20 protein-coding genes are annotated in these 24,061 nt (G+C 58.8%); 12 read left to right on the plus strand and 8 right to left on the minus strand.

Annotated elements, in window-relative coordinates:
• The first annotated feature begins 261 nt into the window (after window positions 1-261).
• From fhuC to fhuB, 3 genes are read left to right on the plus strand one after another with little or no spacing between them, the layout of a single operon-like run.
• The gene (gene fhuC / locus VSX58_RS20070; protein WP_327619650.1) at window positions 262-1,059 is read left to right on the plus strand and encodes a Fe3+-hydroxamate ABC transporter ATP-binding protein FhuC; all 798 of its coding nucleotides are present in this window, start codon (window positions 262-264) and stop codon (window positions 1,057-1,059) included.
• On the plus strand, window positions 1,059-1,961 hold the full coding sequence (gene fhuD / locus VSX58_RS20075; protein ID WP_327619651.1) for a Fe(3+)-hydroxamate ABC transporter substrate-binding protein FhuD: 903 nt from the start codon (window positions 1,059-1,061) through the stop codon (window positions 1,959-1,961). The genes fhuC and fhuD overlap by 1 nt, the downstream gene beginning before the upstream one ends.
• Entirely contained in the window at window positions 1,958-3,946 is a 1,989-nt protein-coding gene (gene fhuB / locus VSX58_RS20080) for a Fe(3+)-hydroxamate ABC transporter permease FhuB (RefSeq protein ID WP_327619652.1), read from the plus strand. Before fhuD ends, fhuB begins: the two co-directional genes overlap by 4 nt.
• Before the next feature lie 56 nt (window positions 3,947-4,002).
• Here fhuB and VSX58_RS20085 read toward each other — a convergent pair whose 3' ends face one another.
• The 7 genes from VSX58_RS20085 to rpiB all read right to left on the minus strand — a co-directional run bounded on the left by VSX58_RS20085 (window position 4,003) and on the right by rpiB (window position 11,174).
• Window positions 4,003-4,836, minus strand: coding sequence for a sugar phosphate isomerase/epimerase family protein (locus VSX58_RS20085; RefSeq protein WP_327619653.1), 834 nt, complete (start codon window positions 4,834-4,836; stop codon window positions 4,003-4,005).
• The gene (locus VSX58_RS20090; RefSeq protein ID WP_327619654.1) at window positions 4,833-5,780 is read right to left on the minus strand and encodes an amidohydrolase family protein; all 948 of its coding nucleotides are present in this window, start codon (window positions 5,778-5,780) and stop codon (window positions 4,833-4,835) included. Before VSX58_RS20090 ends, VSX58_RS20085 begins: the two co-directional genes overlap by 4 nt.
• Complete coding sequence (locus tag VSX58_RS20095; protein WP_327619655.1) at window positions 5,762-7,072, minus strand: MFS transporter; 1,311 nt, start codon at window positions 7,070-7,072, stop codon at window positions 5,762-5,764. The genes VSX58_RS20090 and VSX58_RS20095 overlap by 19 nt, the downstream gene beginning before the upstream one ends.
• Window positions 7,073-7,155: 83 nt before the next feature.
• On the minus strand, window positions 7,156-8,199 hold the full coding sequence (locus tag VSX58_RS20100; protein WP_327619656.1) for a 4-hydroxythreonine-4-phosphate dehydrogenase PdxA: 1,044 nt from the start codon (window positions 8,197-8,199) through the stop codon (window positions 7,156-7,158).
• Window positions 8,200-8,208: 9 nt separating this feature from the next.
• A complete protein-coding gene (locus VSX58_RS20105) occupies window positions 8,209-9,519 on the minus strand; it encodes an MFS transporter (protein WP_327619657.1) in 1,311 nt (436 codons plus the stop codon).
• Window positions 9,520-9,708: 189 nt separating this feature from the next.
• Complete coding sequence (tal, locus tag VSX58_RS20110; protein ID WP_327619684.1) at window positions 9,709-10,689, minus strand: transaldolase; 981 nt, start codon at window positions 10,687-10,689, stop codon at window positions 9,709-9,711.
• A 5-nt stretch (window positions 10,690-10,694) separates the two neighbouring features.
• Window positions 10,695-11,174: a ribose 5-phosphate isomerase B gene (gene rpiB, locus VSX58_RS20115; protein WP_327619658.1), complete on the minus strand. Its 480-nt coding sequence runs from the start codon at window positions 11,172-11,174 to the stop codon at window positions 10,695-10,697.
• A gap of 332 nt (window positions 11,175-11,506) precedes the next feature.
• Here rpiB and VSX58_RS20120 point away from each other — a divergent pair, with 332 nt between their 5' ends.
• The 8 genes from VSX58_RS20120 to VSX58_RS20160 all read left to right on the plus strand — a co-directional run bounded on the left by VSX58_RS20120 (window position 11,507) and on the right by VSX58_RS20160 (window position 20,922).
• Window positions 11,507-13,270 carry a dihydroxyacetone kinase family protein gene (locus tag VSX58_RS20120; RefSeq protein ID WP_327619659.1) on the plus strand — a complete coding sequence of 588 codons (1,764 nt, stop codon included), beginning with the start codon at window positions 11,507-11,509 and terminating at the stop codon, window positions 13,268-13,270.
• Window positions 13,261-14,037: a triose-phosphate isomerase family protein gene (locus VSX58_RS20125; protein WP_327619660.1), complete on the plus strand. Its 777-nt coding sequence runs from the start codon at window positions 13,261-13,263 to the stop codon at window positions 14,035-14,037. The genes VSX58_RS20120 and VSX58_RS20125 overlap by 10 nt, the downstream gene beginning before the upstream one ends.
• Window positions 14,038-14,162: 125 nt before the next feature.
• Window positions 14,163-15,125: a sugar-binding transcriptional regulator gene (locus tag VSX58_RS20130; RefSeq protein ID WP_327619661.1), complete on the plus strand. Its 963-nt coding sequence runs from the start codon at window positions 14,163-14,165 to the stop codon at window positions 15,123-15,125.
• Window positions 15,126-15,793: 668 nt separating this feature from the next.
• Window positions 15,794-18,016 carry a ferric-rhodotorulic acid/ferric-coprogen receptor FhuE gene (gene fhuE / locus VSX58_RS20135; protein ID WP_327619662.1) on the plus strand — a complete coding sequence of 741 codons (2,223 nt, stop codon included), beginning with the start codon at window positions 15,794-15,796 and terminating at the stop codon, window positions 18,014-18,016.
• Between the two features lie 164 nt (window positions 18,017-18,180).
• A complete protein-coding gene (locus VSX58_RS20140) occupies window positions 18,181-19,071 on the plus strand; it encodes a siderophore-interacting protein (RefSeq protein WP_327619663.1) in 891 nt (296 codons plus the stop codon).
• Between the two features lie 231 nt (window positions 19,072-19,302).
• Complete coding sequence (locus tag VSX58_RS20145) at window positions 19,303-19,848, plus strand: 5' nucleotidase, NT5C type (RefSeq protein WP_327619664.1); 546 nt, start codon at window positions 19,303-19,305, stop codon at window positions 19,846-19,848.
• Window positions 19,849-20,011: 163 nt separating this feature from the next.
• Entirely contained in the window at window positions 20,012-20,170 is a 159-nt protein-coding gene (locus tag VSX58_RS20150; RefSeq protein ID WP_327619665.1) for a hypothetical protein, read from the plus strand.
• A 476-nt stretch (window positions 20,171-20,646) separates the two neighbouring features.
• Entirely contained in the window at window positions 20,647-20,922 is a 276-nt protein-coding gene (locus VSX58_RS20160) for a hypothetical protein (RefSeq protein ID WP_327619666.1), read from the plus strand.
• Between the two features lie 137 nt (window positions 20,923-21,059).
• Here the strand turns inward: VSX58_RS20160 and ptsJ are convergent, their stop codons facing one another.
• On the minus strand, window positions 21,060-22,364 hold the full coding sequence (gene ptsJ / locus VSX58_RS20165) for a MocR-like B6 salvage transcription factor PtsJ (RefSeq protein ID WP_327619667.1): 1,305 nt from the start codon (window positions 22,362-22,364) through the stop codon (window positions 21,060-21,062).
• A gap of 279 nt (window positions 22,365-22,643) precedes the next feature.
• Between ptsJ and VSX58_RS20170 the strand changes: the two genes are divergently transcribed.
• Window positions 22,644-23,534, plus strand: coding sequence for a dihydrodipicolinate synthase family protein (locus VSX58_RS20170; protein ID WP_327619685.1), 891 nt, complete (start codon window positions 22,644-22,646; stop codon window positions 23,532-23,534).
• The last annotated feature ends 527 nt before the right edge of the window (window positions 23,535-24,061 follow it).

A 24,061-nucleotide genomic window follows, 5' to 3' on the forward strand; every position in this document is an offset into this window, starting at 1 on the left:
AGTAATCTTGGATCGCGCTTATTTGCGGTATGCGAACGCTATATCTTCCGGCATCGCCGCCCTCCCGGATTAAATTATTCAGTGCACATAATTATAATAATGATTATTATTTTCATCGCTTTTGTTTCTGTCTGCCGCCAGTATCCGCGCCGCCGAAGCCGTTTGCTGGGGGGCTGAACGTCAAGAGGCTGCCGCGGCAGCCTTACCGTTTTTAACCGGGTAACCGGGCCGCGTATCGCCGGTCCGGCAAAGATAGGGCTTATGCAGGACAACTACCATCATCGCGACGCAAGATTTACCTTGTCGGAGGTGAGCTTTTCCATATCGGACCGCATGCTGTTGCAGCCGTTGTCGCTGGTTTTTCCGCAAGGGAAGGTGTGCGGCCTGATCGGCCATAACGGTTCCGGAAAATCCACGCTATTGAAAATTCTCGGTCGCCATCAGGCGCCAAGCGCGGGCCAGGCGTTGCTGAACGAGCGGCCGCTGTCGCAATGGGGTGACAAGGCGTTCGCCCGCCATGTGGCCTATTTGCCGCAGCAACTTCCCGCCGCGGAAGGCATGACGGTACGCGAACTGGTGGCGGTCGGGCGCTATCCGTGGCATGGCGCGCTGGGACGTTTTGGCGCGGCCGATCGCCGGCGGGTTGAAGAGGCGATCGAACTGGTCGGTCTGCAGGGGTTTGCCGGCCGACTGGTGGACAGTCTCTCCGGCGGCGAACGGCAGCGGGCCTGGCTGGCGATGCTGGTGGCGCAGGACGCGCGCTGTCTGTTGCTGGACGAACCTACCTCGGCGCTGGATATCGCCCATCAGGTGGAGGTGCTGGCGCTGATCCGGCGTTTGAGCCGTCGGCATGGGTTGACGGTGATCGCCGTATTGCACGATATCAACATGGCGGCGCGCTATTGCGATCGCCTGGTGGCGCTGCGCGCCGGCGCCGTTATCGCGCAGGGCGAGCCGTTGGAATTGATGCGTCCCCCGGTGCTGGAGCAGATTTACGGCATTTCGATGGGAACGCTGCCGCATCCGCGCGGCGGGGCGCCGGTGAGCTTTGTCTACTGATGAATGAATATCCTTACTCTCCATTACGCCGCCGTCTGCTGACGGCGCTGGCGCTGTCTCCGTTTATCTACGCCGCGCCCTGCCGAAGCGACGCCGGCGCCGCGCCGGATTTATCCCGCATCGCCGCCCTGGAGTGGCAGACGGTGGAGTTGCTGTTCGCGCTTGATATCGTGCCGCTGGCGGTTGCCGATATTCCCAATTATAACCAGTGGGTGGTCTCTCCCCGCCTGCCGGCGTCGGTGATAAACATCGGGCAGCGTACCGAGCCGAACCTGGAGCTGCTGCTGCAGTTGCGCCCGTCGCTGCTGCTGCTGGCGCAGGGCTACGGCCCCTCGCCGCAGACACTGCGACCGATAGCGCCCAGCATGGCGTTCGACTTCAGCGACGGCGCCGGCAAGCCGCTTAGCGTCGGCAAACGTTCCATAAGACAGCTGGCGCAGCGCCTGGGAGTGGACGAGCGGGCGGAACGGCACCTGGCGCAGTTCGACGATTTTTTACAGCGGGCGCGCCGACGGCTACAGGCCTATACCGAACAGCCGCTACTGCTGTTTACGCTGATCGACGCCCGGCATGTGCTGGTCATCGGGCAAAACAGCCTGTTTCAGGAAGTGCTGGGCGAATTGGGCATTCGCAACGCCTGGCAGCAGGAGACCAGCTTCTGGGGAACGGCGGTGGTGGGGATTGAACGCCTGGCCGAAGTGAAACGCGCGCGCGCTATTCTCCTCGAACATCATGATCAAATGCTGTTTGACAACGTCAGCGCCACTCCGCTGTGGCGGGCCTTGCCGTTCGTCCGGGAGAATCAGTTCAGGCGGATGCCGGCCGTGTGGTTTTACGGCGCGACCTTATCCGCCATGCGTTTTTGCCGTATGTTGATGCAGGCGCAGGAGGTCGGCCGATGAACGCGCGTATGCGGATTTTCCCCCTGGCGACGCTGGGGCTGCTGCTGGCCGCCGCGCTATGCCTGACGTTTTATAACCTGTTGCAGCAGTTGCCGATGGCGCAGTGGCGGCAGGGCCTGTTTGCGCCGAATGTCGATAATATCGAGCAAATGTTATTTCACTACAGCCTGTTGCCGCGCCTTGTCGTTTCGCTGCTGGTGGGGGCGGGGCTGGGGCTGGTCGGCGTGCTGTTCCAGCAGGTGCTGCGCAATCCGCTGGCGGAGCCGGCGACGCTGGGCGTTTCCGCCGGCGCCCAGCTTGGCCTGACGGTCGCCACGCTGTGGCTGCTGCCGGGGGGGGAAGTCACCCGGCAACTGGCGGCGATGCTGGGCGCGTTCGTCGTTGGGGGGCTGGTGTTCGGCGTCGCCTGGGGCAAGCGCCTGTCGCCGGTGACGCTGATTCTGGCCGGGCTGGTGTTGGGGCTGTATTGCGGCGCGCTGAGCAGCCTGCTGGCGTTATTTCATTATGATGAGATGCAGGGCGTGTTTCTGTGGGGGACGGGGGCCCTGAACCAGCAAGGCTGGGGGACGGCGGCGTTTTTGCTGTCCCGGCTGCCGATCGCCGCGCTGTTGGCGCTGCTGCTGCTGCGTCCGCTGACGCTGCTCGGGTTGGATGACGGCGTGGCGCGTAACCTGGGATTGGGGTTGAATGCCGCGCGCGCGGGCGCGCTGGCGCTGGCGATTATTTTCAGCGCGATGCTGGTGAATGCGGTTGGCGTGATTGGCTTTATCGGTCTGTTCGCTCCGCTGATGGCGAAAATATTCGGTGCGCGTCGTTTATCGCAGCGGATGTTCCTGGCGCCGGCGCTGGGAGCGCTGCTGCTCTGGCTGACCGATCAGATAATGCTCTGGCTGACGCAGATATGGCGTGAGATCCCGACCGGCTCCGCGACCGCGCTGATTGGCGCGCCGCTGCTGTTATGGCTGCTGCCGCGCCTGCGCGCCGCGGCATCGCCGCCGGTGATGGCGCCGGCGCAGGAGACGCCGCCGGAGCGGCGCAGGCCGCTGATCGGGTATGCCGCGGCGGGCGCCGTGCTGCTGGCGGTCTGCGCGCTGGCGTTGGCGTTGGGCCAAAACGCGTCGGGCTGGCACTGGAGTCAGGGCGCCGAACTGGATGCGTTGATGCCGTGGCGCTGGCCGCGTTTGGCCGCCGCGCTGGCCGCGGGGATGATGCTGGCCGTGGCGGGAACGCTGATCCAGAAACTGACCGGTAATCCGATGTCCAGCCCGGAAGTGCTGGGCATCAGTTCCGGCGCGGCTTTCGGCGTGGTCGTCATGCTGTTTATGGTGCCGGGCGACGCCTTCGCCTGGCTCTTGCCGGCGGGCAGCCTGGGGGCGGCGGCCACGCTGCTGATTATTATGACCGTCGCCGGGCGCGGCGGTTTTTCAACCGAACGCATGCTATTGGCCGGCATTGCGCTCAGTACGGCGTTCTCCGCCGCAATGTATCTATTGCTGGCCAGCGGCGATCCGCGCATGGGCGGGCTTCTGACCTGGCTTTCCGGTTCGACTTACGCCGTCGACGCGCGGCAGGCGGCGCGTACCGCACTGCTTGCCGCGGCGCTGATTGCGCTGGCTCCGCTGTGCCGGCGCTGGCTGACGATCCTGCCGCTGGGCGGCGTGGCCGCTCGGGCCGTAGGGGTGGCGCTGACGCCGGCGCGTTTGGCGCTCCTGCTGTTGGCCGCGACCTTGACCGCGATGGCGACGCTGACCGTCGGGCCATTGAGCTTTATCGGTCTGATGGCGCCGCATATGGCGCGGCTGCTGGGTTTTCGCCGCGCCATGCCGCAAATGGCGATGGCGGCGCTACTGGGCGGACTGCTGATGGTGACGGCGGATTGGTGCGGGCGGATGGTGATGTTTCCGTATCAGATCCCGACCGGGCTGTTGGCGACGTTTATCGGTGCGCCTTATTTTGTTTACCTGCTGCGGCGCCAGTCGTTTTGAACGGCGTCGGCTCCGGCGATAGTCGCGCGATGCGATGGTTTTTTTCCGTTAACGCATTATTCCAGCCAGGCGCGCAATGCCGCGCGCGATTGCTGCAACACGGCAAGGGCGACCTGCGGAGGAACGGGCGTTTGCGCGCGCACCGGATAGCTGTCGGCGCGGCGATGCATACGCAACGGAATTTCCAGGCTGCAGGGGATCGATTTTTCCGTTAGCGCGTCCAGCAGCGGAGGATAATGCAGTTCGCCGGCGCCGATGGCCGGGAAATGGTACTCTCCTTCACGTTTGACGACGTCTTTTATGTGGCAATGGGCGGCGCCTGGAAGCATCGCGATGGCCTCGGCGATCGCGTCAGCCTGCGGACAGAGGGATACGATGTTGCCGGCGTCGATATTGAAAGCGAGCGCCGGGTTGTTAACGGCCTCAAGCAGGGCGAAGCCGTCCTTGGCGAGCGTGAACACGTCATAATTGGGATCGCCGCCGTTTTCAATACAGATTGTACAGCGGTGCGTTGCGGCGACGTCGGCCAGCGCTTTTAACCGTTCGGTAATGATTGCCCGATCGGCCCGGCGGCCCAGACAGACGGTCAGACGCGTGGCGCCAATCATCGCGGCGAATTTGATGCGTATACAGAAAGCGTCGAAGGCGTCGTCTGCCGCCAGATTCATGGTGGCGCCGAGGGTATGGGTCGCCAACTGATATTTTTCCAGCAGATGGCGGATTTGGGCGGCATGTTGTTCGCTGAACAGCGCCGGGTTCAGATTGCCGACATACCCCTGATTGTACGCCAGCTCCACGGATTGAAAACCGGCCTCTTTGATGGTTGCGAAAGCCGTCTCCGTATCTAGACCGTCAAACATGGCGGTATTAACTCCCACAAGCAGACTCATTCTCTCTCCTCCTTCGCCGTCACCGTCATCCGCCGGCGTTCGTTATTGATGCGATAAAAACGCCGTGCGTTGTCATAAAATAGCGCCCGTTGCGCCGCTGGCTCCAGATCGGAGACGATCTGTTGAAACGCCAGGTATAGCGAATCAAGCTTTACGCACAGACTATCAACGGGAAAATTACTGGCGAACATGCAGCGCTCTACGCCAAATATCGCCAGCGTTTCGCGCACGATCCCGCGGTTGCTCTCCACGGTCCATGGCGTGGCCTTTTGTCCTAAACCGGATATTTTCACCGCCACGTTTTCTTGTTCCGCCAGCGCGCTCATCGCGGCGCGCCAGCCTGCCAGCCCTTCCGGGCTGCGATCCGCCGGCAGCCCGGTATGGTTAAGAATAATTTGCGTATCCGGAAAATCGCGGGCCAGGCGGGCGGCTTCATTCAGATGCCACCAGGGCGTTTGCAGATCAAAATGCAGTTGATGCTTATGCAGCAGGGCAAAGCCCTGTAGCCAGCGTTCATCGCTCATCAAAGAACGACTCCCGGCCAGCGCTTCCTGCGGCGTGGCGCCGCCGCCGGGCTTGTGGCGAACGCTCCTGACCAGCGGCCACTGCGCCTGCATGGCGAGTACGTCGGCGATATCGGGATGATGCAGCCATGCCTGGGCGACCACGGCGTTCGGATAATCATATTGCTGCGCCACCTGATGGATATAGCGTGTTTCGCCCAGCGGGTCGCGGGGATCCCATTCGGCATCAATATATACGCTGGCGACAATCCGGTGTTCTCCCGCATCGCGCAGATAGTCGGGCGGCAGATAGCGACGCTTGATTGCGCTGTAATCGCCATAGCGAAAGGGAATCAGCACGTCTTTGGCCAGCCAGGGGTGGGGATTTATCTCCGGTTCCCAGAAATGCTGGTGGGCATCGATTATTGGGCCGTTATACATGAGTTCTCCTTGGTGGCAGCATGAAGGCTGGCAGTAAAACTGCCAGCCATATAAATCAATGAACAGGCGGCGAAAAACCACAGTACGGCCTGATAGCCGCCGCTGGTTTGCAGGACTAAACCGACGATAATGGGCACGGCGATCCCGCCGATACTGCCGGCCATATTCATTACGCCGCCCATCATGCCGACATTCTCTTTGGCCACCAGCAGCGGGGGCAGGCTCCAGTAGAGACTGCCCCACATCAGGAAAAAGGCGGCGAGGCTCAGTACCGTGACGGCAAGCGCGGCGTTGGTCAGCGCGGGCAGGGAGATAAACGCGGCCAGTACGATCGCGCCGGAACAGAGCAGCAGCGTTTTCAGCACGCTGAATTGACGATAACCCGCCTTCACCAGCGCATCCATTAAAAAGCCGCCGCACAGCGAGCCGGCGGCGCCGGCCATAAAAATAAAGAAGGTGGCGTTGCCGATAGCGATCAGATCAAAGCCGCGCCCCTGCGCCAGGTAGTTTGGCCCCCATGTCAGCAGGCCGAAGAACATCATCGCCCAGGCGGCGCGGCCAATAATAATCGACCAGAGCGTGCGGCGCGGCACGCCAAAACGCCCTACGCCGCTGGTCTGCCGCGGTGAAGCGACGCTATTGGCGATATTATGCTCAATCTTCTGTAGTTCGCCCTGATTAACGGCGGGATGCGCCCGCGGATCGTCGCGCAGATAGCGCCAGGCGACCCAACTCAGGGCGACGGTGGCGATGCCGGCAAGGGCGAAAACCAGCCGCCAGGAGTTCAGCAGTACCAACAGGTGGGCGATAATGAGCCCGCCCAGCGCGGCGCCCAGAGGGCCGCCGCAATCCATAATCACCGCGCCGCGGCCGCGTTCGCGCGTGGAGAGCCAGATAGCGTTCAGTTTTGCGCCGGCCGGGAAAAGCGGCGCCTCCGCGGCGCCGAGCGCAATGCGGGTAACGAGCAGCGACCAGCCGCCGCTCGCCAGCGCCGCCAGCGTCTGGAAACTTCCCCAGAAAAAGGTGGCGCCGGTGATGATCCTGCGCGGGCCGAAACGATCGATCATCCAGCCGCCGGGGATTTGCAGCAGGGCATAGGCCCAGAAAAAACTGCTGAGGATCACTCCCTGCATCGCGGGCGAAAGGTCAAATTCGCGGGCGATGGTGGGCATGCCGATGGACAACGAGATGCGATCGATCAGATTAACGACGACCAGCAAAAAAATGATGGAAAAGACTTTCCACCGTACCCTGGTAGCGTACGCGGAACCGGCGCTGTATTTTTCACGCATGATGACACCTTTACTGTTGGGAAAAGGTTGCGGAACCTGCCCGATGCGCCGGCGCATGTAAGGCGGCAGCGTATCGGGTGGGGTTATAGGTTATTGATGACCTGTCCTTGCGGCGTCTGAGCGGACTGCCGGCTTCCTTTCGCCATACGGATCGCCAACAAGACGGCTTGTTCAAAGGCCGACGGCGTTGCGGCATTCTGGCCGTACAGGTTGTAAGCCGTACCATGGTTGGCGGTGGCGATCGGCACGGGGAGACCGCCCTGGACGGTCACTCCGCGTTCGAAACCAAGCATTTTTAACGCGGTGGCGAACTGGTCGTGATACATCGACACCACGGCATCCAGTTTTTCCGTTTCCACCGCTTTCCAGGTGGTATCCGCCGGATAGGGACCAAATACGGTGATGCCGCGGCTGCGCGCTTTCTCCATCGCCGGACGGATAATGGTTTGTTCTTCGTCGCCAAAAAGGCCGTTTTCGCCGCCATGAGGATTCAGTGCCTGCACCGCGATGCGCGGGGTGGCGAATCCGGCCTGCCGTAAGGTGTTGTGCATCAGCACGATAGTATCCAGCACCCTATCGACGGAGAGGTTGTTGACGATATCGCGGAAGGGGATATGGGAGGTGGCGCGCCCGGCCCAGATATTATCGACGACGTTGACCTCGCAGCAGAATTGCGGCCAGTTCAACTGATGGGCGAACCAGTGCAGTTCATCATTGAACGGCAATCCGCCCAGATGCATGGCCTGCTTGTTTAACGGCGCGAAGCAAATTGACTGGGCAATGCCGGATTGCGTTAGTTCCAGCGCTTTTTGCAAGGTTTCAAGAATATAAACGCCGCTCTGCGCCGTCGCTTTGCCGTATTCAAACGCCGCCGGATGGCTGCAGCGATGGTGAATCAATAGCGGTTCGCCGACGGTGAAATCCGCCTTATCCGCCGTTTCCACCTCCCGATAGGGGAAAGAAAGTTCGGCGATCGCCATCCCTTTTTGCAGTTCGCCGCGGTCGGCGATGATGATGAAATGCGCCTGCCGGCGCAGGGACTCGTGCGACAGCACCTTCGCCACAAGTTCCGGCCCCACGCCGGCAGGATCGCCGAGCACCATAGCAATAACAGGTAAAGAAGACATAATATTTCCTCACTGTGCGGATGTAACCGATGGCTTATCTTGTTTATGCGCATGAGCGCCGCCGCCTTGTTCGTGCAAGGGAATGTCCGGACGCATAAAGAAGGTCAGGATAATGCCCACCACCAGCAGGACGATGGAGCCATAGAACGGCAGGCTCCAGTTGCCGGTTTTATCAATGATGATGCCAAACAGAATCGGCGAAATAATACCGGCGACGGCGGATCCCGCGTTCATCAGGCCGCTGGCGATACCGACATGTTTAGGCGTAATGTCCATCGGTACGGCCCAGATCGGGCCAATGGTCAACTCCAGGCAGAAGAAAGCCACCGCTAGGCACAGCGTCACCACGGTCATGGATGTAGAGAGAATGACCGGGATCAGCAGCAGCAGCGCGCTCAGAAAGCTGAAGATAATGACGTTGCGCCGCGCGGAGACGACATTCCCGCTACGTTTATAGAGATAATCGCTCACCATGCCGCCCACGGTATTTCCCACCACGCCGGAAAGAAATACGCCGGATGTAAACAGCGCGGAGGCTTTAATATCCATGCCCCGGCCATTCATAAAGAAGGTCGGCAGCCAGGTAAAAAACAGCCAGCCCGTCCAGCCATAACAGAAGTAGACGCCCATGGTCGGTCCCATGCGTTTTAACAGCGCGCCCCATGGCGTCGGTTCTTTAACCTTGGTCGCCACCTCCGGGTCGGGTTGTGGATATTGCGCCAGCTCTTCTTTACTTAATTGCGGGAATTGGTGCGGCGTGTCGCGGAACCAGGCAATCCACATCATTAACCAGACCGCGGTAATTACCCCGAGCGCGATAAAAGAGAAACGCCAGGAGTGGGCCAGCACCAGCAGGGCGACCAGCGATGGCGTTACGGCATTGCCGAAGCGCGAGAAGGAGTGAGTTAGCCCTTGAACAAAACCGCGCTTCTCCTTTTTAAACCAGAAGGTTATGGCGCGAGCCTGCGAGGGCAGCGCCGCACCTTCGCCGATCCCCAACAGCAGACGGCTAAGGAAAAGCGAGACGAATCCGCCGACAAAACCCGTACAGATAGTTGCGACCACCCAGATGCTGCCGCAAATAATAATCGTGCGTTTGGCGCCGAAACGATCGCAAAACCAGCCGCCGATAATCTGAAAAACCATATAGGTATAGGCAAAAGCCGAGAAGATAATACCCAGCTCCGTATTATCAAGCCCGATTTCTTCTTTAATCAGCGCCGCGGAGGCAGACAGATTGACCCTGTCGACGTACATCAGAAAAGAGAGAGCACAAAATAAAGCGAGAATTTGCGTGCTCTTATTTTTTATAAGATTCATAAGCGTATCCTGCAGTATGGTCATTGCGAGAATCCGCACCCCGTCGAATAATTGCCGGGGAAGCTCGCGATTGTTATTTATCAAACGATTTTTTTATTCATTTGATTGTAGGGTGCAGCAATTTTTCACATCGCATGATGGTTTTGCGCCGCGTCCATGGCGAGTACGCGTAGCGTATGGCTCAAAATCTTACGCGATGGCATCTGAAGTCTCTCTGTTGCGTAGCGCCTCTGTGAGCATGGCTTCCAGTTTTTCCTGATCGCGGGCAAACCGCCGGATCCCTTCCGCCAGTTTATCGACCGCCATCGGATCCTGATGATGCAGCCAATAGAACTCCGATTCACTCAGCGGTGAAGGCGGCGAACAAGCCTCGACAGGCGGCGTGAGTACGCCGGCAAGTTCGCCTTCGCGATGCGCCAGTTCTTCCAGCAGCGCCGGGGAAATTGTCAGGCGATCGCAGCCGGCGAGAGCGATAACCTGTTCCGCTTTGCGAAAACTGGCGCCCATGATGACGGTGGGATAGCGGTGCGTTTTGTAATAATCGTAAATGCGGCGTACCGAAAGCACGCCGGGATCCTGCTGCGGATCTTCATCTTTCAGCAATCCCCGTTCGCGATACCAGTCATAAATACGCCCGACGAAAGGGGAGATAAGCCAGACGCCGGCTTCAGCGCAGGCCCGGGCCTGGGCAAATGAAAACAGCAGCGTCAGGTTGCAGTGGATGCCTTCGCGTTCAAGCTCTTCCGCGGCCTTGATGCCCTGCCAGGTGGCGGCCAGTTTGATCAATATCCGCGAACGATCGAAACCCTGTTTTTCATACAGGCGGATCAGTTTCCGCGCTTTGGCGACGCATAATCCGCGATCGAACGACAGCCTGGCGTCGACTTCGGTCGAGACTTTGCCGGGCACCTGACGCAACAGGGCAATGCCAATATTGACCGCCAGTCCATCGCTGGCGTTAATCAGTTGGGTTTCGTCGTTTCCCCGCTGTTCACGCGCCCACGCCACCGCCTGCCGAATGAGCGGACGATACAACGGCTGCTCAGCCGCTTTCAGGATTAAAGACGGGTTGGTCGTGGCGTCTTCCGGCTTGTAATGGCTAACAGCGGTGATATCGCCGCTGTCGGCAACGACGGTAGTGACCGCCCTGAGTTTTTCCAGAATAGTCATCGTCATTACTCCCTTATTTTGGTGGCGCAGTTGGGATGAACAAGGGTTTCGTAATAGTTGATACGTTGAACTTTCGGCGCGGAGCGGCCTGCCTCAAACTCCGCTTCCAGCCAGAGATCCACCAGCATTAGCGCCAGCTCGCCGCCGATAACGCGAGCGCCCATAGTCATGATTTGCGCGTTATTGCTTTTGCGCGCCCGGGCGGCGGAATAGGCGTCATGGCACTGCGCCGCCCGAATGCCGGGAACCTTATTCGCCACGATGGCCATCCCGATCCCTGTGCCGCAAAGCAGAATGCCGCGTTCAAACGCGCCTTCCCGGATCGCGGAGGCGAGATTAAACGCGATATCCGGATAGATTTGTTCGTTGCCCGTCACGCCGCGGCTGAAGTCGACCACTTCAATCCCCCTGCTTTGCAAGTGTTCTTTTACCTGATTTTTCAGTCCGGTAGCGGCATCGTCCGCGCCGATAGCGACTTTTAACATATTCATTCCCTCACTTATCTGCGTCATTGTTCTGAACATTTGTTATATATGGGTGCATGTGATTGATGCTGTGCGGGGTATGATTGCACCTTATCGAACTAAAGTTCATGGTGTGTTCGTATGTAAAATGATTATTAGCAACAAATAAGCGGCTGAAAAGCCTGTTTGGCGAGAAATTGAACAAAATTTATGAAATTAAGAGGATGCTCACATTTTCATGTAGTGAATATTTGTTCATTCCATGTGAACTGATAGTGTGCATTTGTGATGATGTGCCGAGGGCCGTTGGCCTGACGACCGGGGAATAATACCAACACTCTGGAGAGAGAAACATGACCTGGATTTTTAATCGTCCGTCGGATTTTGCGAAAGAAACGGCGGCGGGTTTCGTCAGTGCTCACGCTTCGCTGATACGCCAGGTACCGGGCGGGGTGGTTCGCAATACGCAAAGTAAGCCCGGCGGCGTAGCGATTGTCATCGGGGGCGGTTCCGGACATTATCCCGCCTTTGCCGGTCTGGTGGGGCAGGGACTGGCGCACGGCGCGGCGATGGGGAACCTGTTCGCCTCGCCTTCGGCGCAGCAGATCTGTTCCGTCGCCCGGGCCGCGAGCAACGGCGGCGGCGTACTGCTGGCGTTTGGCAACTATGCGGGCGACGTTCTGCATTTCGGCCAGGCCGGCGAAAGGCTGCGGGCGGAAGGGATCCCCTGCGAAACGCTGGCGGTGACGGATGATATTTCCAGCGCCGTTCTGTCAGAACAGGAGAAGCGCCGGGGAGTGGCGGGGGATTTAGTGGTCTTTAAAGCCGCCGCCGCCGCCGCGGAGCGCGGCGATTCATTGGCGGAAGTGCTGGCCGTGGCCCGCCGGGCGAATCAGCGGACGCGAACGCTGGGCGTCGCGTTCGGCGGCTGTACCATGCCCGGCGCGGAGCATCCTTTATTTACCGTCTCCGATGGGATGATGGGTTTCGGCATGGGGATCCACGGCGAACCGGGGATCAGCGACATTCCCGTACCTTCCGCCGATACGCTGGCGGCAATGTTGACCGATGCGTTGCTGACGGAAACTCCGCCGGACATAGCCAGCCGGCGCGGGGCGCGGGTCGGCGTCATCGTTAACGGACTGGGGGCGGTCAAATACGAAGAACTGTTTGTCCTCTGGCATTATGTCGAGCCGCGGTTGCGTGACGCCGGCGTGGTGATTGCCGATGTTCAAATCGGTGAGTTTGTCACCAGTTTCAATATGGCGGGCATGTCTCTGACGCTGGTATGGTTTGATGAAGAATTGGAATCATTATGGCTGGCGCCGGCCTGCGCTCCGGCCTTTATTCGAGGTTCGGCGCTACCGCATCAGCCGCTGACGGCGGCGCAGCTTGACAATGGCCTGACGCCGTCGGCGTTGCCGCAGGGGAGCGCGGCGTCGAAGGCGACGGCGGCGAAAGTAATGACGATTCTTGACGCCGTAGCGGAGACGATTATCCGAAATGTTGATGAACTGGGGCGTATTGATGCCATTGCCGGCGACGGTGACCACGGTATCGGGATGGAAAGGGGCGTACGCGCCGCCCGTAGCGCCGCCGAAGGCGCATTGCGTCAGGGCGCCGGAGCAGGCGCTCTGCTCCAGTGCGCGGCCGATGCCTGGGCGAACGATGCTGGCGGTACCTCCGGCGCTATTTGGGGCGTGATTCTTAATACGCTGGGAACGGCGTTGGGCAACCAGGATAAGCCGGACGCCGGACAGGTCGCTCAGGCGGTGGCGCAGGCGAGCGCGAGCGTTATGCATTTCGGCAAGGCGAAGCCGGGAGATAAAACGTTGGTCGATGTGTTGCACCCCTTCAGCCAGGCGCTGCTTGCCGCGGCGGCGGAAGGGCGGGCATTAGGCGATGCCTGGCGTAAGGCGGCGGAAGTCGCGCGGCGGAGCGCGGAAAATACCGCGCAACTGGTGCCGAAAATTGGCCGCGCCCGCCCGTTGGCGGAGCGTAGCCTGGGGACGCCTGACGCCGGCGCCGTCTCTCTGGCGCTGATCGTCGCCACGGTAAGCGACTGTCTGGCCGCCGCTGACGCAAACGAATTCCCGCAGGATAAAGTATGTCCGTGAACCTGATTGTCGGTATCAGCCATAAAACCTATTTTGGCTATCGCCATACGCAGGAGTGGTGTCGGGAAGTGGCCGCCATGTTGCGGCGGCAGCCGCAAGCGTTTCGTTCAGGGGTCGAGCTATTCACTTTCCCGGCGATGCCGACAATATCGCTGGCGTTGCGGCATTTTGCCGACACCGCGATGGCGACAGGGGCGCAGAATGTTTGCGCCGCGCCCGCCGGCGCATGGACCGGCGAAACCAGTGCGACGATGTTGCAGGAAATGGGCTGTCGCTATGTCGAGATCGGCCACGCGGAGCGTCGCCGCCATTTCGGCGAAACGGTGGCGATAATCAATCAGAAGATCGATATGGCCTTTGCTTGTGAGCTGATCCCGGTCATTTGCATCGGGGAAGAGCGGCGAATGAGCGCGGAAGAGGCGGCGGATTTTGCCATCGGACAGGCGCGGGAACTGCTGGAACACCGGCAAACGCCGCTGCCGGCGCTGATTTTCGCCTGGGAGCCGCAGTGGGCGATCGGCGCGCCCGCGCCAGCGAGTGATGATTATATTCGCCGCGTTTGCAGCGCCTTGCGTGATGATTTACTGCGCCGTCATGGACCGCAATGTCGCGTCATTTATGGCGGCAGCGCGGGACCGGGACTGCTTGGCCGCCTTTGGCCGGACATCGACGGAATTTTCCTGGGCCGTTTTGCCCACCGTCCGGAAGCGCTGGCGGCGATTTTGGAAGAGGCGCTGCGCATTGTCGGCGCTTGTAGTCGGAAGTAGGGCGGAATGCGCCGGTATCAGCCTCTGGCCGCCGATGCCGGCGTGCATAAAAGAAAACAGTTTTGATATAATACCGCAAATGTTCACCCTCTAAACAAATCTACCGGCCAGGAGAGTACGACTGAATGGAAAAATCCAGTGTGTCGAAGGAATTCGAGTTACTCACTGAGATCGCCGTCGCTTATTATTGTGATGAAGTGACTCAAGAAGAGATCGCGAACAAGTTTGGTTTTTCTCGCATCAAAGTCGGACGACTGCTGAAACGGGCGAAAGAAGAGGGCATCGTCGAGATCAGCGTCCGCTACCATCCTATATTCAGCACTCAACTGGAAAAACAGCTTAAAGAGCGTTTTCCCATTAGCCGCGCGCTGATCGCCCTCGATCATCAGGATGAGGAAGAACAGCGTCGGCAAGTCGCTTCGTTGGTATCGGGACATTTGAATAACGTGCTGAAAGATAACGTTGTCGTCGCTGTCGGGCAGGGACGCAACGTCGCGGCGGTGGCGGAATCATCCGGCTCGATCCAGGCTCGGGACTGTCGCTTCCTCTGCGGTATCGGCGGTACCCATCGCCCCGGCGACATCATCAATGCGGATCATATCAGCCGCCTGCTGGCGAAAAAATTCGGCGGCAGCAGCGAATCCCTGTATGCCCCCGCCTATGTTGAAAACATCCGGCTTAAAGAGCTTTTGCTGCAAAACGGCACCATCAAAGAAACCCTTGACCGCGCGCGTAAAGCCGATATCGCCCTGGTGGGGATTGGCGATATGAATGAAGAAAGCTATATGGTTAAGCTGGGATGGTTTACCCCGCAGGAGATCAATGACGCCAGTTTAAATCAGGGCGTTATCGGCGATATCGCCGGTTATGACTTCTTTAACGCGCGCGGCGAGCACGTTAATACCGTGATGGATAATCGCGTCATTGGCCTGAGCGTCGAAGAGTTACGGCAAATACCGTGCGTTATCGCTATTGCATCGGAAAACACCAAGGCGATGGCGATTATGGGCGCTTTGCGTACCGGCGCCATTGATATCATTGCCACCAGCGCCAGAAATATTCGCACCATCCTGAGCATGAGTCAGTAGTATCTTATTGCATGGCGTTTCCCGGTCAAACGCTGACTTTATCAGATAACATCCTGCACCGGCGGCGCTCTTCGCTTTCACCGTTCGCTGCCGCCTATCCTATCCGACCGTATGACGATGTTCGGTTAACGCCATAGGGCGCGCCGGCATGGTCATTCCCCTGGTAACAAGATCTCCGCGAGAATAACCGTAACGCCAATCGGGCGAAAAAATCTCTTCGCACATCAGGCGGTTGCCGCATGGCAATCGCCGCGAATGATGACAGTACGATGAAGATCTTTCGTGAATACGCGTGGCGAAAATATCTCGCTCTGTCTCGCTTCATTTTTCCTACCGCAAATGTATTTCGGCGTTTCGTGCGGAGAACATGCCGCTATTAGCGTCAATAGCGCCCCGCGGCGGCGATTAGCCGCGTTTGGGTCTTGAGTGAAAACCCCGCCGTTTACCCTAAAAACCCTCTTCCTTGTAATCAGTATTGTGAAATATTTTGTTTCCAATTTATTACAGTGCTTACTAAACATATTTCATATGATAATGTTAGTGATTATTATTTGTATTTAATAATTTGAACGCTGCGATTTTTAATCCGCTTTCGCCACATCCGGCGAGTTTCTTCACCGAAACCCTCATTTGTGGCGCCAAAACTAGAATGCTAACGAGGAAGTGTCATGTCTTGCAAACAGGTCCGCGGCGGAACGCCCGGCGTAACAGGGTTGAAGCATTATTTCTCCGTCTCGATTATCGCGCTGTGCGTGACGAACGCGCTGGGCCTCACCGCCGTCCGCGCGCAGGAGAGCACTTCTGCGTCCGCTTCCGCCGAGGCTTCGCGGCGCGATAATGGCGATACGATAGTCGTAAGCGCCGGCGGCGCGGAGAGCGGCGCCAGCCAGCAAGAGCGGGACTATACCGTGCCGGTCACCCGCGCGGGGACGAAACTTAACCTGACGCCGCGCGATATTCCGCAGGCGGTGAGCGTGGTCACGCAGCAACGTATTAAAGATCAGAACCTGCAGAATATCGGCGATGTGCTGCAAAACGCCGCCGGTATTTCAACATCGCAGAACGACACCGAACGTTTTGATTTTTATTCGCGCGGGTTTTACATCAACAACTATACCTTTGACGATATCCCCACTACGCAAAATGCGTCCTGGAACTTCGGCGATACGGATGAGGATACGGCGATCTACGAACGCATTGAAATCGTGCGCGGTTCGACCGGCCTGATGACCGGAACCGGCAACCCGGGCGCCGCCATCAATATGGTGCGCAAGAAAGCGGAGAGTAAAACTTTTAGCGGTAATTTAAGCGCCAGCTACGGCAGTTGGAACGATCAGCGCTATGTCGCCGATCTTTCCGCTCCGCTGAATCAGTCAGGCACGGTACGCGGCCGCGTGGTGGCCGGCTACCAGGATAAGGACAGCTGGCTCGATCGCTACCATCAAAGTAAAAAATTCCTGTACGGCACCATTGAAGCCGATCTGACGGATAGCACCACCGTTGATGTGGGGTATAGCTATCTGGAGCGGAATACCGGCAATCCCACATGGGGCGGCCTGCCGGCCTGGTACGCAAACGGCGAAAGAACCCATTACGATCGCAGCTCCAACCCCGCGGCGGACTGGGCGCATTACAATATTCTCTCGCGCAAGGTTTTCGCCAACGTGACCACCAACTTCGATAACGGCTGGCAGATGCGCCTGCACGGCACGCACGCGGAAACGGATTTTGACAGCAAACTGTTTTACGTCGCCGGATTCGCGAATCAAACCACCGGGCGGCTTACCAGTGATAGTTCCGCCTATGGCGGCTGGTATGACGGCCTGCGCAAGCAGGACGCCATCGACGCCTATGCGACGGGGCCGTTCGAATTGCTGGGGCGGCAGCATGAGCTGGTCGTCGGGCTGGATTACAGCCGCCAGCGCAACCGCTACTATGGCCGTTTTACGGCGATAAGCGCCAACGATGTAGGCAATACCAACGGTTGGAACGGCAACGTTATAGAACCGGATTGGGGAGATTGGGCGCTTAACGGCGATGATACCATTCGCCAGAGAGCCGGCTATGCGGCGGCGCGTTTCTCTCTTACCGATCCGCTATCGCTGATCGTCGGCGCGCGTTATACGCAGTACAGCACCAACGGCATCACCGCCAATATGGATAAGAACAACCTGACGCCGTACGGCGGGCTGGTTTATGACATCAACGAAACCTACTCCGCGTTTGTCAGCTATACCTCTATTTTCCAGCCGCAGACTTATCGCGATCGTCAGGGCGCCTATCTGGAACCGGTGATCGGAAAAGATTATGAAGCGGGAATTAAATCCGACTGGTTTAACGGCCGGTTGACGGCAGCGCTTTCGGTGTTCCGCATCGAGCAGGAGAATCTGGGCCAGCAGGACGGTACTCTCCTTGTGCCGAACAGTTCGGAATACGCCTACTATGCTTCTAAAGGCGTGGTAAGCCGGGGCGCGGAGTTCGAAGTGAATGGCGCGGTCACCGATAACCTTATGCTGACGTTCAGCGCCAGCCGCTATGTGGCGAAGGACATTAATAACGATCGCGTTAATTCCAATCTGCCGCAAACGCAGCTGAAACTATTTACCAGCTATAACCTGCCGACGCTGCCGCAGCTGACGGTTGGCGGCGGCGTTAACTGGCAGAATCGGACCTTCAAGGATCTGACTGGGCCGGCGGGCAACAGTGTTCGTTTGTATCAGGGGAGCTACCCATTGGCTAACCTGTTCGCGCGTTATCAGGTGGATAAGAACCTGTCGGTGCAGGCGAACGTGAGCAATCTGTTCGATCGTGAATATAACACCGGGCTGTCGAGCGGCGTTATTTACGGCGAGCCCCGCAATTACTCGGTCAGCGTTAACTATGCTTTCTGATCCTGTTTATACCCTAAGTCATTCGCGCTGCAGGACAAAGACGCCGAAAGCGTTTTTCAACGGCGCTTGCGCCGGCCCCACGGATGGGGCGAATCGCAAAGCCGACGCACAGGCAACTTGACGTATGACCGCTATATTTCGTAAATCAAGAGTAAGGGAAGTTTATGGCCGAAGTTCAGGGCTACCGCCTGTTTAACGTTCGACTGGCGCGCAAGAGCGCCGTTTCTCCTTCGCTGCTGAAGCTGGTATTCGGCGGCCCGGAAGTGGCGCGCATGAAGTGCGACGCGCCGGATCAGCGCATCAAAATACTGTTTCCCGCCGCAGACGGCACGCCGCCGTCTCTCCCCGCGGAGGGGCGGTGGTATCAAATCGCGCTGTCGCTGCCGAAAGAGAAGCGCCCGGCGATCCGTACCTATACGCTGCGCCATGTCGATCGCGAGCGTCAGGAAGTGACGGTGGAGTTCGTCAGTCACGGAACCGAAGGCCCCGCGTCGGCGTGGGCGCTTAATGCTATGCCGGGCGACGCCGTGCAGATGGTGGCGCCGAACGCGGAGTATAAAGAAGACAGCGGCGGCTATGAGTGGATGCCTCCCGCCGGGCTGCGTAACGGGCTGATTATCGCCGACGAAACGGCGCTTCCCGCGGCCCGGGGCATTCTGGAACTGATAGCCGGTCAGGAGAATCCGCCAAAGATTCAGGCCTTCTTGGAAGTGCCGGAGGCCGGGGACTGCGTGGATTTGAGCGCGTTCGGTTTTGCGGAAATAATCTGGCTGCCGCGCGCGCCGGCCGGAGCGGCCCATGGCGAATGCCTGATTCAGGCGGTTAAAATACGGGCCCGCGTGCCGGAAAGCCGTCGGCACGATGCGGTGAAGGAAGAGGCGGATGGCGAGCTGCTGTGGGATAAGGCCACCGGCGGAAGCAGCGAATTTTATGGCTGGGTGGCGGCGGAATCGACGGCGGTAAAACTTCTGCGCCGCCATCTGATCGGCGAACGCGGCGTGGCGCGCGAGGCGATTAATTTTATGGCTTACTGGGCTAAGGGGCGGGCCCTGTAACGCGCGGCGGCATAAGTCTGAACGCCACGCCCGGCGCGGCAAGCCGATACGATACGGTTGAGAACGCGGTTTTTACTCTATCCCACCGAAGCATTTAAGCTGCAGGATAAAAACGGCAAAGCGTTTTTGAACCGCGCCGGCGCCGACCCCGGCGGAGCGAGTCACAGAGCCAGCGCGTCTGCGTCTTAAAGTATGAAGGGGGATATCTATTCAACGACAGGGGGAGCAGCCATGGTTCGCATCGCTGTTGATATGGATGAAGTCATTGTAGATACATTTCCAGCGTTGCTGGCTTGGTATCGCGATACCTATAACCATAATATTGTGCTTACTGATTGTATCGGCAAAAGTTTTACCGATCTTTTCCCCGCCGAGCAGGTAGCGAAAATGGAGGATCTGCTTACCGAAGGAAAATTTTTCGGATCGTTGCCGGTTATGGAAGGCGCGCAAACCGCCTTGCAGAAATTATCCCAACATTTTGAGATTTTTTTGACGACCGCGGCGATGGAATATCCAAACTCATGTGAATATAAATTTCGCTGGCTGCGTGCAAATATGCCGTTTATCGACCCGCTGAATATCGTATTTTGCGGCGATAAAAGCATTATTCATGCAGATTATTTAATTGATGATAATGTTCGTCATTTTCAACGTTTTGGCGGACAAGGGATCTTATTTACCTCACCACAAAATTCGCTGCTGGAGTGGGCGCCGCGAGTTAATAACTGGCAAGAGGTATTAGCGTTCTTTGGCGTGAGTGAAGCCGGAAAAAACTGATAATCTCAGCAGCGCGCGTCCTAAAATCCGCAACAGGATTTCCGCTGAAAGAGTGTGAAATCAGATATTTTTTGTCTGAAATTCATTTGGCGGTAGTCTGTCTGAAGAACATCGATTGAATTGATAAAATAGACGACCAGGCTTGGTATACAAGGCTCAATTCATGGAGCCTGTTTTACCTGACGTCGCTGCAAGATGGACGCCGTGCTTCGCTACGTTCGTCTTGCTGGATATTATCGGCGCCGGATTGCTGGCAAATGATTTTTCATCAGGGTACGCCATCGGGCACGTAACCAGCTTGTTATTTCAGATCAAAGGTTGACGGTGCGAAACGCAAGCCGAGCATCTTCACAACCTTTTTCCCGATGCGCGGATCAGCCGAAAACGCATCGGGAGGGCTGCTCTCGCTAACGAATTACTCAAATAACCGCGTCTATGCCAACCAGGATAGATAGGTATTCATTGTCGGTTCTATGTCCGCTGTTGTCGGGCAACAGCGGAATTTACAGAAATGGCCGGGTTTTTTGCGCGCCGATTTCAAATACGTCGCGCGCGTTCAGCCGCCAATAGCCTGGGTTAAATAGCTCCAGAGAACAGACGCCGTCATAGCCCATGGCGGTTAATTCCCGCAGGCAGCGTATCGACTCGTTGACTATATCGCGATTTGACCAACTCGCCCGGCCATCTCCGCGCCGCTCTGCTGGCGGGCGCAGCGCTGGGGACCTTGCCGGATCTGGATACCCTGCTGTTGGGGCTGTCCCCGCCGTACGGAGGCTGCAGTGGTTCAACCGCGGCTTTATGCGCGCCCGGGTCGTTGATGACCGGCTGGTGCTCAGCGATCTGCGTATGGGACTGGAGCCCGTCTACATATTTAACTTTGTCGTAGCGGAGCGGGCGGACGGACGCTGGCGGGAAATTGTGCCCGAGGAGCTGAATAGCGACGGTAGCGATAACGTTCGCCGCAGTTCGGCGGCGATATGGCGGCGTATCTGGCGCGAGCCGCCGGCGCCGGCCGGGGGCGATATACGCGCGGCGCGGCAGCGTAATCCGGGCTCGCGCGCGACGGCCGAATAACCGGCCCGCCGGCGCCGCGAAGAACAGCAGCCTTGAGCGCGATCGTCAAGATGGATTATTTGCGGGCGTCCGTCGGCGGAGCCGAGGATGCGCATACCTCGATTTTCCGGCCGGGGTATCTTTTCCTGAGCAAGCCGTCAACGTGGGTGAGCAAGGCATACTTTCAGATCCTGCGCGAAACGCTGCGCCTGGCCGTCGCGGAGCCCGGACACGGTGACCCGAATGGCCTGGGACTGCCCCTGTACGTCGAAAGCGCCCCCCAGGCGAACCAGCCAGCCTTTTTTGGCCAGCGCGTAGGCCACGTCTTTCTCATCTTTTGGCAGCGGTATCCAAAGATTGAACCCGTCCGAGGCCGGCGGTACGTCGATCCCCTGGGCGAGCAAAGCGGTACGCAGTTCGTTGCGACGGCGCGAATAGTCTGCCCGTGCGTCATCAATCTTCCGGCGCACCGCCGCGGAAGCGAGGCCGCTACTGACGAACGCCTGAAGGATATGGCTAACCCACGTCATGCCCGGAGCCAGGCGGGTGCGCAGCCGCCGCGCCGTTTCTATATCGCAGGCGACGAACGCCAGGCGCATGTCCGGCCCCAGGCCCTTGGATACCGAACGCACCAGCGCCCAGCGCGACGTCGCCGCGGGGATAATAGAGTGATAGGGCGTTTCGGCCAGCAGAGCGAAATGGTCATCGACGATAACCAGTACGTTAGGGTGGTCCGCGAGGATCCGCTTTAATGCCTCCGCGCGTTTCCTGGACAAACCGCATCCCGTAGGGTTGTGCGCGCGCGGCGTAATCAGCACGGCCTGCGCGCCTGTGTTCAGGGCGGAGTGCAGCGCTTCCGGCCGCATGCCCTCATCGTCGATCTCGACCCCCGCCGCCTGCATGCCCGCCAGCCGCAGCGCGTTGATGGTGCCGAGAAAGCACGGATCCTCCACCGCCACCTTATCGCCCGGCACCAGATGAGCGGCGGCCAGGCGTTCAATGGCGTCCACCGCGCCGTACGTCAGCTCTAGCTCGCAGTCGGCGGGGCAATCCGCGTTGAGCCACGCCATCCCCTGCCGGCGCAGCTCGGGCAGAATAGTCTCTTCGCCGTACAGAAAGGGCCTGGGCAGGCTCCCGCTAAGCAGCGTCGATACATCCGGCAACCACTGCGGATTGGGATTGCCGTCGGCGAGATCGATCAGCGCCGTTCCGGCGCTCAGGCCTTCCTGCTCGCCGGCGCGGGGCGGTTCGCAGATTGTTGTGCCCAGGCGGCCCTGGGTAATGGCGATGCCCGCCTTTACCAGCCGCTGGTATGCCGCCGCCACCGTATTGCGGTTGACGCCAAGCGTATCCGCTAATTCGCGTACGGGGGGCAACGAACGGCCGGGGGACAGGTCGCCGCTTTGCACCATGGTCCGAACGCAGTCAGAAATCTCCTGTGCGGTTTTTCCGGTGATCTTCACTTTTGTCCCATGACAATATATGGTTTGTTAGGCGACAATTTTAGCATCGAGTCAGAGAAATAGCATAGCGTGATTCCCGCGCCCGGAAATCTCGCCACCGGCCATTTGGGGCCGGCAACGGAACTCCGCCGCGCCGGCTTGTTTCGCGGGGTTTTTCTCTGATTGCCGGCGTTGCGGCCCAGACGATCGGGTCGTCTTCGAGGCGCGCAACCTCCGATAACCCATGCGCAGCATGGCGCGGGTTATCCCTATCCATTGATACAAGGAGTCTTCACGATGTTGTTTTCCGGCCTTAGCGCATTTCCTCTGACCCCCATGACCGAGAGCGGTATTGACGAGGTCTCGTTTATTCGCCTGATTGAGCGGCTTGCCGACGCCGGCGTGGATGCCATCGGCGCGCTGGGCTCTACCGGCAGCTACGCCTATCTCACCCGGGCGGAGCGGGGACGTATCGCCCGGCTCGCCGTGGAGCACGCCGGCAACGTGCCGGTTATGGTGGGGATCGGCGCGCTACGTACGCGTGACGTGTTGGCGCTGGCGGAAGATGCGCAAAAGGCGGGGGCGGGCGCCGTGCTGCTGGCTCCGGTGTCGTACCAAAAACTCTCTTCCGATGAGGTCTTCGGCCTTTATGAAACGGTCGCCCGCACGCTGTCCGTGCCGCTGTGCGTCTACGATAATCCCGGCACTACGCATTTTGAGTTCAGCGATGAACTGCACGGGCGCATCGCGCAGCTGCCCAACGTGGCCTCCATCAAGATCCCAGGCGTTCCCGCCGAGGCCCATGAGGCGCGCGCCCGGGTAGAGCGGCTGCGCGCTCTGCTTCCGTCGCACGTTACCCTTGGCGTGAGCGGCGATGCCTGCGGCGCGTTGGGCCTGAACGCCGGCTGCGAGTCCTGGTATTCGGTGACTGGCGGCGTGTTTCCCCGAACGACGCTGGCGATCGCGCGCGCGGCGCAGGCGGGAGATGCCAAGCTGGCCTTGCGCCTGTCCGAACGTCTGAAACCGCTGTGGGATCTGTTCGGCAAGTACGGCAGCCTGCGCGTGGCGGCGTCGGCGGCAGAGCTTATGGGGCTGGTTGCATCCCCTTGTTTGCCGCTGCCGCTTAACGCGCTGGACGGCGCCGATCGACGGCGGCTCGCCGCGCTGCTCGACGAACTGGCGCTGGCGTGACGCAGCGCGTTCCGGCATCAGCCGGCGGCATCGCCTCCGGCTGTAATCGCCCACGCGGTCGCCCCGTCAGGATGGTCAGTGCGGAGGACATGTAATCTGGACGGGCATGCTGCCTTCCCGACAATTTCTTTCTTTTAACGCTGTTGCTGCAATAGAATAAAATTTTCTGCCATATATAGAGCGAGTTTATCTCGCTGTAGCGTACTTTTTCTGAAGTTAGCATTAGCAAGATGATCCCTCTTCATCGAAAAGTAGTTAATCAGTGAAACATTATTTTGGGGCACCTAATGTCTCTCAATCAATCGCAGGAGACGGCAAGAATATTTCATCTGTATCCTCATCAGAAAAAAGAGCATTTGTTATAACTCTTTAAAGTATTCGAAAGATGATGTTTCACAATATTCAAGGTGAAATCAATTCACCGATAGATAGCCATGTGGCATTGAAGGTATAAGGTCATTTTTAGCATCTTGGATAGCTCGGAGATGTCATGTTTAAATGCAACCAATCGACTTTTTATTAGGCTG

Source organism: Brenneria populi, from assembly GCF_036016195.1.
Taxonomy (GTDB): Bacteria; Pseudomonadota; Gammaproteobacteria; order Enterobacterales; family Enterobacteriaceae; genus Brenneria; species Brenneria populi.

Bases quoted from the DNA above. Each gene is read 5' to 3' on its own strand.
- fhuC (WP_327619650.1), top strand. From the start codon at position 262: ATGCAGGACAACTACCATCATCGCGACGCAAGATTTACCTTGTCGGAG.
- fhuD (WP_327619651.1), top strand. From the start codon at position 1,059: ATGAATGAATATCCTTACTCTCCATTACGCCGCCGTCTGCTGACGGCG.
- fhuB (WP_327619652.1), top strand. From the start codon at position 1,958: ATGAACGCGCGTATGCGGATTTTCCCCCTGGCGACGCTGGGGCTGCTG.
- VSX58_RS20085 (WP_327619653.1), bottom strand. From the start codon at position 4,836: ATGAGTCTGCTTGTGGGAGTTAATACCGCCATGTTTGACGGTCTAGAT.
- VSX58_RS20090 (WP_327619654.1), bottom strand. From the start codon at position 5,780: ATGTATAACGGCCCAATAATCGATGCCCACCAGCATTTCTGGGAACCG.
- VSX58_RS20095 (WP_327619655.1), bottom strand. From the start codon at position 7,072: ATGCGTGAAAAATACAGCGCCGGTTCCGCGTACGCTACCAGGGTACGG.
- VSX58_RS20100 (WP_327619656.1), bottom strand. From the start codon at position 8,199: ATGTCTTCTTTACCTGTTATTGCTATGGTGCTCGGCGATCCTGCCGGC.
- VSX58_RS20105 (WP_327619657.1), bottom strand. From the start codon at position 9,519: ATGAATCTTATAAAAAATAAGAGCACGCAAATTCTCGCTTTATTTTGT.
- tal (WP_327619684.1), bottom strand. From the start codon at position 10,689: ATGACTATTCTGGAAAAACTCAGGGCGGTCACTACCGTCGTTGCCGAC.
- rpiB (WP_327619658.1), bottom strand. From the start codon at position 11,174: ATGTTAAAAGTCGCTATCGGCGCGGACGATGCCGCTACCGGACTGAAA.
- VSX58_RS20120 (WP_327619659.1), top strand. From the start codon at position 11,507: ATGACCTGGATTTTTAATCGTCCGTCGGATTTTGCGAAAGAAACGGCG.
- VSX58_RS20125 (WP_327619660.1), top strand. From the start codon at position 13,261: ATGTCCGTGAACCTGATTGTCGGTATCAGCCATAAAACCTATTTTGGC.
- VSX58_RS20130 (WP_327619661.1), top strand. From the start codon at position 14,163: ATGGAAAAATCCAGTGTGTCGAAGGAATTCGAGTTACTCACTGAGATC.
- fhuE (WP_327619662.1), top strand. From the start codon at position 15,794: ATGTCTTGCAAACAGGTCCGCGGCGGAACGCCCGGCGTAACAGGGTTG.
- VSX58_RS20140 (WP_327619663.1), top strand. From the start codon at position 18,181: ATGGCCGAAGTTCAGGGCTACCGCCTGTTTAACGTTCGACTGGCGCGC.
- VSX58_RS20145 (WP_327619664.1), top strand. From the start codon at position 19,303: ATGGTTCGCATCGCTGTTGATATGGATGAAGTCATTGTAGATACATTT.
- VSX58_RS20150 (WP_327619665.1), top strand. From the start codon at position 20,012: ATGGAGCCTGTTTTACCTGACGTCGCTGCAAGATGGACGCCGTGCTTC.
- VSX58_RS20160 (WP_327619666.1), top strand. From the start codon at position 20,647: ATGCGCGCCCGGGTCGTTGATGACCGGCTGGTGCTCAGCGATCTGCGT.